Below are 7,352 nucleotides of genomic sequence, written 5' to 3'. Positions count from 1 at the left end.
CGAGGACCGGCGCGGCATCGCGGTCGGGCCCGTGCCGCTGCGCTGCCTCACTGTCGACGGGGAGGTCACCGTCACCTTCGTCAACAGCGATCCGGGCGCCGCGGTGCTCAAGACCGCGCAGGGCCGCGTGGTGCTCGACCACGAGGTCAGCGCCTCGGGCGCGCGCTACGGCGGCCGGCTCGCGGACGGCGACTACCTCTTGTGGAACAAGGGCCGGGAGTTCCGCCTGGAACGGCCCGGCCTGCCCGCCGCGGACTGCACCGACGCCGCGGCGCGCTGAGCGCGCGCTGGCGGCGGGGTTCAGGCGCTGAAGCGATCCTTACGGGACGAAGACCGGTCCGAGCAGTCCGTCCGAGGGGTCGGCGGCGAGCCGGTCGAAAGTCGCTGAGTTTGTCGACGCCTGAAGCCGGATACCGTATCTCGACAGATCCTCAGGCCTCACGAGCAACCAATCCCGGGGTTTTCCATCGTTGGCGCCGCGGTCGGGCCGCTGCGAGCGGACGATGATTTCCTTGAGGCGCGGATACTTGGACATGTATTCCTCGTCCTGACGCGCCACCTGCCAAAGGGTCAAATAATTTGAAAGGCCCCATCGCATGACGCCGTCAATGGCTGACGACTGCTGGAAACAAGCCCATGGGCTGCCGTGGAATCCAATGGTTGCATTGACGAGAATAACCGCCTTGGCCGCCGGCAGCAGGTAATTGGCGCAGGCGGACATGCAGAATCCAGCGATCCGCAGGGAGAGCCGAGAAGTTTCCAGGATCTGGGCGATGCGCATGGCGGCAATTGCATCGCCACCAAAGCTGTTGATTTCCAGAACCTGGATTCCAGGAGTTTCCCGGATTCTATTGCTCAAGGCCTGCGGAGTGCTCGCGTCGATTCGGCCTTCGAGACGAATGACGTCGTCTCCTGAGGACTTGAAACTGCTCAGGCGAGCGACTGGACGAATGGCCTGGAAATACTCGCGCGTGGCCGATGTGCCGCCCGCCGATTGCTGGAAGGAGTGAATCCTCTTGGCGATTTCGAAATCCGTCGGCGGAGACTGACCACAGAGCCCGACATGAATCCTCGCTGTTTCATCCGTCGTCGCTGAAACGCCTGGGGAAAGCATCGAGAGGGCGCTCAGGAAAAGGAATAGTTGAAGAGCTTTCATTTTCTTCTCGGAAATCGCTTTGCTGAATCGCTGGCTCGGCGCTGGGAATGGATGCTAATCGGAAGGGCGATATCCGGTGTCAAGTGCTTGTCGTGATTGCTGCCTGCGCCGGTGACTAATGGGTTAAATATCGATGCGCCGAATCGCGTAGACTGCGTCGCCTTTTCGACTGGTGGCATCCGAAGGAGTGAGATGACGGTTCAGATGGACTCCGCCGTGGAGCAGCAGGTTTGGGCGGTGCGCCGCGCGCTGCCCTCGGATGCCGAGCAGATCGCCGCGCATGCGTGTTATCGGGAAGAGGACGCCGCGCGGCGCGCTGGCTATGCGGAATGGGTACGGCCTCGCATTGGCAGCCGCCGCTACATCGGCTTTTTGGCCATGCATGAGGGCCGGGTGATCGGCGGCGCGGGCGTCGTGCTGCTGGACTGGGGCCCGACGCGGGCGAATCCCGCTGGTCAGATGGGGCGAGTCGCCAACGTCTTCACCGACGCAGCGCTCCGCGGCCGCGGCATCGCGACCGATCTCGTCGCGCGCGCGATGGCCGCCTGCGAGGCGCTCGGCGTGCGTGAGTTCAACCTCGGCTCGACGCCGGAGGGCAAGGGCCTTTATCGATCGCTGGGTTTCGTCGAGTACCCGGCCGAAATGCGGCGGCGAGTGACGGCTGCACCATGAAAAACGGCGCCCCTCGGGGCGCCGCTGCGTCGAATGAGCCGTCCGCTCAAGCCGGCTTGACCAGCAGCGAGCGCGCCCAGGCGTCCGCCTCGCGGGCTGGCGTCTGGCCGCTGGCCTTGACGCGGTCCAGCAGCTCGGCGACGCGGCCGCGGATCTGGCCGACCTCGGCCATCACCGCCGATTCCTCGCCTTCGTTGCGGTACTCGCGCGCGACGCTGATGATGCCGCCGGCATTCACCAGGTAGTCCGGCAGGTAGGTGATGCCGCGGGCCTGCAGCGTGTCGCCATCGGCGGCGGTGGCCAGCTGGTTGTTGGCGGCGCCGGCGATCAGCCGGGCCCTCAGCGCCGGAATCGACTGCGCGTTCAGCGTCGCACCCAGCGCGCAGGGCGCGACCACGTCGACGTCCGCCGCCAGGATCTCGGTCACGCTCACCGCCGTCGCGCCCAGCTCGGCCTGCGCGCGCGCGACCTTCTCGGCATTGACGTCGGCGACGACCAGCTTCGCGCCGGCCCGGTGCAGGTACTCGGCCAGGTGCCAACCCACCGCGCCCAGGCCCTGCAGCGCCACGCGCACGCCCTCGAGCGAGTCGCGGCCCAGCACGCGCTTGACGCCTTCGTCGATCGAGACGAACACGCCGTAGGCGGTCTTCGGGCTGGGGTCGCCACCGAAGGCGCCGTCACGCGGGATGCCCGACACATATTGCGTGTGGGCCACCATGCCCTTCATGTCGGCCGTCGTCGTGCCGACGTCCTCGGCCGTGATGTAGGCGCCTTGCAGCGACTGCACCGCGCGGCCGAAGGCCGCGAACAGCGCGGCGCGGTCGAAGTCACCCTGCGGCTTCAGGATCACCGCCTTGCCGCCGCCGAAGGGCAGGTTGGCCAGTGCGTTCTTCAGGCTCATGCCCTGCGACAGACGCAGCGCGTCGTTCAGCGCGGCCAGCTCGTTGTCGTAGCTCCAGAAGCGGCAGCCGCCGAAGGCCGGGCCGCGCGCGGTGCTGTGCACCGCCAGGATCGCCTTCAGGCCGGTCACCGGGTCGGCGGCCAGCAGCACGCGTTCGTGCGGGGCCTGGTCGGGCAGGCCGAAGAGCGAGGAGGGGAGGGAATCGGACGAGCCGGCGGCCAGCGCGCGGGCGATGTCGGTCAGGGCGTTCATGGGTGAACCTGCACTTGTGATGCTTGAAGGAAACCGGCGCCGCGGAGGGCGCCGTGCGGCCCGCAGGCGCTTGTGGCGCATGGGGGGGTCGCCAGTGTAAGCGGTGCCCCCGCCGGGACCGACGTCGCGCCCCATCGCCCCCTCCTGGGGACGGGCACCCCCTTGGCGGGTCCCCCGGGCCCGTGATACACCTGCGCGCACAACTTGTGCGCAAGACGCACGCCCAGGGAGGGCACCGTGTCAGACAACCCCGCCGACGACCGGTTCCGGTCGATCGTCGAGGCGATCCCGAACGCCATCGTCCTGGTGGACCGGGAGCGCCGGATCCGGCTGGTCAACCGCAAGGCCGAGGAACTCTTCGGCTACGCGCGCGAGGACCTGCTGGGCGCGACGGTCGAGACGCTGATACCGACGCGTTTCCGTGAGGGCCATCCCCGCCAGGTGGACGATTTCTTCACGCGGCCCGAGACGCGCGCCATGGGCGCGGGCCGCGACCTCTTCGGCCGGCGCAAGAACGGCGAGGAAGTGCCGATCGAGATCGGCCTGAGCCCCATCGACACCGCCGAAGGCCTGTGCACGCTGGCCGCCATCATCGACATCACCGAGCGCAAGCGCGCCCAGGAGCGCTTCGAGCTGGTGGTGGAGGCCTCGCCCAGCGCGATGATCATGATCGACGCGGCGCGCCGCATCCGGCTGGTCAACCGGCGGGCCGAGGAGATGTTCGGCTACGCGCGGGCGGAATTCCTCGGGCAGCCGATCGAGATGCTGGTCCCCGAGCGCTACCGGGCCGGGCATCCGGGCCACGTGGCGTCCTTCTCCAGCCGGCCCGAGGCGCGGCCCATGGGCGCGGGCCGTGAGCTCTTCGGGCTGCGCAAGGACGGGTCGGAGATGCCGGTGGAGATCGGCCTGACGCCGATCGACGCGCCCGATGGGCATTACGTCGTCGCCTCCATCATCGACATCACCGAGCGCCGTCGCAGCGAGGACGAGCTGCGCCGCAGCAATGCCGAGCTGGAGCAGTTCGCCTACGTGGCCTCGCACGACCTGCAGGAGCCGCTGCGCATGGTGGCCAACTACACCGAGCTGCTGGCGCAGCGCTACGCCGGGCAGATCGACGACCGCGCCGACAAGTACATCCGCTATGCCTCCGATGGCGCGCGCCGCATGCAGCGCCTGGTGGCGGACCTGCTGGCGTACTCGCGGGTCGGCTCGCAGGGCAAGCCGCTGGTGCCGGTGGAGGCGGAGCAGGTGCTGCAGGCGGTGACGCATGCGCTGCAGCGCCTGCTGCGCGAGTCGGGCGGCCTCGTCGAGAGCGACCCGCTGCCGCGTGTGTCGGCCGACGAGGGCCAGCTGCACCAGCTGCTGCAGAACCTCATCAGCAACGCGATCAAGTTCCGGTCGGAGGCGGCGCCGCGGGTGCGGATCACGGCGCGGCCGCAGGGGCAGCGCTGGCTGTTCCAGGTCAGCGACAACGGCATCGGCATCGACATGCAGTACGCGCAGCGCGTGTTCCAGATGTTCCAGCGGCTGCACGAGCTGGGGCGCTACGAGGGCAGCGGCATCGGCCTGGCCATCGCCAAGCGCATCGTCGAGCGCCACGGCGGCACGATCTGGATCGACTCCGCGCCGGGCCAGGGCAGCACCGTGTCCTTCACCCTGCTGGCGGCGCGCGCCGAAGGAGCCTGAGCCCCATGAGCCAACCGCTGAACATCCTGCTCATCGAGGACAACCCCGGCGACGCCGACCTGGTGGCCGAGACGCTGGAGCACAGCCGGCTGCGCCTGGACATCGCGGTCGCGGTGGACGGCGCGCAGGCGCTGTCGCGGCTGCTGCGCGAGCCGCCGTATGAGGCGCCGAGCGGCCCGACCTCATCCTGCTCGACCTCAACCTGCCCAAGCTGAGCGGGCGCGAGGTGCTGGCGCGGATCAAGGCCGAGCCCGAGCTCAAGGAGATTCCCGTGGTGGTGCTGACCTCCTCCGATGCCGAGCACGACATCGTCAAGAGCTACCAGCTGGGCGCCAACTGCTACGTCACCAAGCCGGTGGGGCTGGTGGCCTTCCAGTCCATCGTGCAGGCGATCGAGGGCTTCTGGTTCACGGTGGTGAAGCTGCCATGAGCGCGCTGCCCGACGACCTGGGCCGGGAGCCGCGCCGCGCGCCGCTGCCCATCCTGCTGGTGGAGGACAACGACGGCGACGCCGACCTGATCACCGACCTGCTGGCCGAGGCCACGCCCGCGGCGCCGCGCCCGGTGATGCGGGCGACGCGGCTGTCCGAGGCGGTGGCGCTGCTGGAGCGGCACCGCGTCGCGGCGGTGCTGCTGGACCTGCACCTGCCCGATGCCGCCGGCATCGAATGCGTCAGCGCGGTGCGCGCGCAGGCGCGCGACACGCCGATCGTCGTGCTCACCGGCATGGAGGACGACGCGCTGGCGATGTCCTGCATGACGGCCGGCGCGCAGGACTACCTGTCCAAGCAGGACGTGCGGCCGCGCACGCTGGTGCGCGCGATCGACTATGCCGAGGCCCGCAGCCGCGAGGCGCGCGTGCGCATGCGGGCCCAGGCCCTGCGCCTGCGCAGCGCGGAGCTGGAACTGGAGAACAAGCGCATCCTGGAGATCAGCCGCCACAAGGGACGGCTGCTGGCCAACATGTCGCACGAGCTGCGCACGCCGCTGAACGCGGTGATCGGCTTCTCGCAGCTGATGGCGGACGGCGCGGCCACGCTGCCGGCGGAGCGGGTGCGCAACTACGCGGGCCACATCCTGTCCAGCGGCCGGCACCTGCTGGACCTGATCAACGACATCCTGGACCTGGCGCGGCTGGAGGCGGTCGGCCTGGAGCTGCATCCCGACCGGACCAATGTGGCCGAGGTGGCGCGCGAGGTGGTGGACGTGGTGACCGGCAGCTTCGCCGACAAGCCGCTGGCGGTGGACATCGAGATCGACGATCAACTGGGCCTGGTCTGGACCGACACGCTGCGGCTGCGGCAGGTGCTCTACAACTACCTGTCCAACGCCTGGAAGTTTACGCCCGAGGGCGGACACCTGACGGTGCGGGCGGCGCCTTGCGGCGACCAGCGCTTCCGGGTCGAGGTGGAGGACACCGGGCCGGGCATCGCCGAGGAGGACCTGGCCCGGCTGTTCACCGAGTTCACGCAGCTGCCCTCGACGGCCCGCCGCCAGTACCCCGGCACGGGGCTGGGCCTGGCGCTGACCAAGCGCATCGTCGAGGCCCAGGGCGGCCGCGTCGGCGCGAGCAGCGAGGTCGGGCGGGGCTCCACCTTCTTCGCGGAGCTGCCCGACCCCGAGGCGCCCGGCGAGGCGTCGCCGCCGGTCGGGCCCGCCGAAGCGCGTTGACCAGGGCGACGCGGGTCGTGCCCGGCGCTCAACGTTCTAGCAGGCTTTCCTCGCGGTGCTGGACCAGTGGGGAGAGCACGTACTCGATGACGCGGCGGCGGCCGGTGCGGATGTCCACCGAGCCCGACATGCCGGCGCTGATCGGGACCGGCTTGCCTTCCACCATGACCTGGTTGCGGGCCAGCTCCACGGTGACCGCGAAGAGCAGCCCGCGCTTGTCGTCATGGACGGCGTCGCGCGAGACATGCAGCACGCGGCCCGGCACGGTGCCGTAGCGGGTGTAGTCGAAGACGTCGATCTTCACCGCGACCGTGTCGCCCGCATGGACGAAGCCGGCGTCGCGGTTCTCGATGAAGGCCTCGAACTGCATGCGGTCGCTGGCGGGCACGATCTGCATCAGCGCCTGCGCGGCCGGCACCGCCGAGCCCTCGGTGTGCACCGTCAGCTGGTGCACCGTGCCGTCCACCGGCGAGCGCAGCTGCAGCAGCGCGCGATGGGCGCTGGCGCGGGTCACGTCCTGCGCCGCTGCCTGCGCGATGCGCTGCGATTCGGCCAGATGGTCCTGGGCCGTCTTGCGCAGGCTGGCGCGCAGCTCGGCCTGCTGGGGCGCGGGCCAGGGCGATCTGGCCCTCCAGCTCCAGCCGCGCGGTCTTGCGCTGCATCCACGCGTCGCGCGAGACGTCGCGCGTGGCGGCCAGCGCCTCGTAGTCCCGCTCGCGGTCCTGGGCCAGTGGCAGCGAGGCGGCGTAGCGCGCGATCTCGCGGGCCAGGCGGTCGCTCCGGGCGGTGTACTCGCTCCAGGCGTCGGCCAGGAAGAGCTCACCGTCGCGGCGTCGCTCGGGCGTGATGTCCTCCAGCGGCGGGAGCCGCGGCGCCCGGCCGGTGCCCAGCGCATCGATCAGCGCGCGCTGGACGGCCACCTGCACGGTGGCGGTCTGGCGCTCGCCGTCGGCCTTGTCGAACTCGCTGCCGGCCTCGCGTCCGTCGAGCTCGATGAGCAGCTGGCCGGCGCGC

The 7,352-nt window shown here is 70.1% G+C and carries 10 protein-coding genes; 7 read left to right on the top strand and 3 right to left on the bottom strand.

All coding sequences use genetic code 11. The annotated features are described in order from the left end of the window. On the top strand, window positions 1-280 hold a 280-nt coding region (locus tag FUT87_RS04965; protein WP_147240264.1), incomplete at its 5' end, for an MliC family protein. A gap of 39 nt (window positions 281-319) precedes the next feature. Here FUT87_RS04965 and FUT87_RS04960 read toward each other — a convergent pair. After that, a complete protein-coding gene (locus tag FUT87_RS04960) occupies window positions 320-1,156 on the bottom strand; it encodes a hypothetical protein (RefSeq protein WP_147240263.1) in 837 nt (278 codons plus the stop codon). A gap of 192 nt (window positions 1,157-1,348) precedes the next feature. Between FUT87_RS04960 and FUT87_RS04955 the strand changes: the two genes are divergently transcribed. Beyond that, a complete protein-coding gene (locus FUT87_RS04955; protein WP_147240262.1) occupies window positions 1,349-1,828 on the top strand; it encodes a GNAT family N-acetyltransferase in 480 nt (159 codons plus the stop codon). Between the two features lie 46 nt (window positions 1,829-1,874). Here the strand turns inward: FUT87_RS04955 and FUT87_RS04950 are convergent, their stop codons facing one another. Continuing rightward, window positions 1,875-2,981 carry a Glu/Leu/Phe/Val dehydrogenase dimerization domain-containing protein gene (locus FUT87_RS04950; protein WP_147240261.1) on the bottom strand — a complete coding sequence of 369 codons (1,107 nt, stop codon included), beginning with the start codon at window positions 2,979-2,981 and terminating at the stop codon, window positions 1,875-1,877. A gap of 237 nt (window positions 2,982-3,218) precedes the next feature. On the opposite strand from FUT87_RS04950, the gene FUT87_RS04945 reads away from it, so the two are divergent. From FUT87_RS04945 to FUT87_RS04935, 4 genes are read left to right on the top strand one after another with little or no spacing between them, the layout of a single operon-like run. Then, window positions 3,219-4,667 carry a PAS domain S-box protein gene (locus tag FUT87_RS04945; protein ID WP_222617049.1) on the top strand — a complete coding sequence of 483 codons (1,449 nt, stop codon included), beginning with the start codon at window positions 3,219-3,221 and terminating at the stop codon, window positions 4,665-4,667. Window positions 4,668-4,672: 5 nt separating this feature from the next. Next, the gene (locus FUT87_RS30345; RefSeq protein ID WP_255511669.1) at window positions 4,673-4,882 is read left to right on the top strand and encodes a hypothetical protein; all 210 of its coding nucleotides are present in this window, start codon (window positions 4,673-4,675) and stop codon (window positions 4,880-4,882) included. 11 nt (window positions 4,883-4,893) lie between these two features. Next, window positions 4,894-5,097 (top strand): hypothetical protein, encoded by a 204-nt coding sequence (locus FUT87_RS30340; RefSeq protein ID WP_255511668.1) that lies wholly within the window; start codon window positions 4,894-4,896, stop codon window positions 5,095-5,097. Continuing rightward, window positions 5,094-6,338, top strand: coding sequence for a hybrid sensor histidine kinase/response regulator (locus tag FUT87_RS04935; protein WP_147240260.1), 1,245 nt, complete (start codon window positions 5,094-5,096; stop codon window positions 6,336-6,338). The genes FUT87_RS30340 and FUT87_RS04935 overlap by 4 nt, the downstream gene beginning before the upstream one ends. A gap of 28 nt (window positions 6,339-6,366) precedes the next feature. Here FUT87_RS04935 and FUT87_RS28420 read toward each other — a convergent pair whose 3' ends face one another. Then, a complete protein-coding gene (locus tag FUT87_RS28420) occupies window positions 6,367-6,852 on the bottom strand; it encodes an HlyD family efflux transporter periplasmic adaptor subunit (RefSeq protein WP_186830362.1) in 486 nt (161 codons plus the stop codon). A 58-nt stretch (window positions 6,853-6,910) separates the two neighbouring features. On the opposite strand from FUT87_RS28420, the gene FUT87_RS28415 reads away from it, so the two are divergent. After that, the coding region (locus FUT87_RS28415) for a hypothetical protein (protein WP_222617048.1) at window positions 6,911-7,352 on the top strand (442 nt) is incomplete at its 3' end.

Source organism: Mitsuaria sp. TWR114, assembly GCF_007997345.1.
Note: the sequence above shows the minus strand (reverse complement) of the source record. Positions and strands in the feature narration are given on the sequence as shown.

What these genes read in the sequence shown, in the direction of transcription:
- FUT87_RS04950 (WP_147240261.1), bottom strand. Translation starts at nt 2,981, where the DNA reads ATGAACGCCCTGACCGACATCGCCCGCGCGCTGGCCGCCGGCTCGTCC.
- FUT87_RS30345 (WP_255511669.1), top strand. Translation starts at nt 4,673, where the DNA reads ATGAGCCAACCGCTGAACATCCTGCTCATCGAGGACAACCCCGGCGAC.
- FUT87_RS04955 (WP_147240262.1), top strand. Translation starts at nt 1,349, where the DNA reads ATGACGGTTCAGATGGACTCCGCCGTGGAGCAGCAGGTTTGGGCGGTG.
- FUT87_RS04960 (WP_147240263.1), bottom strand. Translation starts at nt 1,156, where the DNA reads ATGAAAGCTCTTCAACTATTCCTTTTCCTGAGCGCCCTCTCGATGCTT.
- FUT87_RS04935 (WP_147240260.1), top strand. Translation starts at nt 5,094, where the DNA reads ATGAGCGCGCTGCCCGACGACCTGGGCCGGGAGCCGCGCCGCGCGCCG.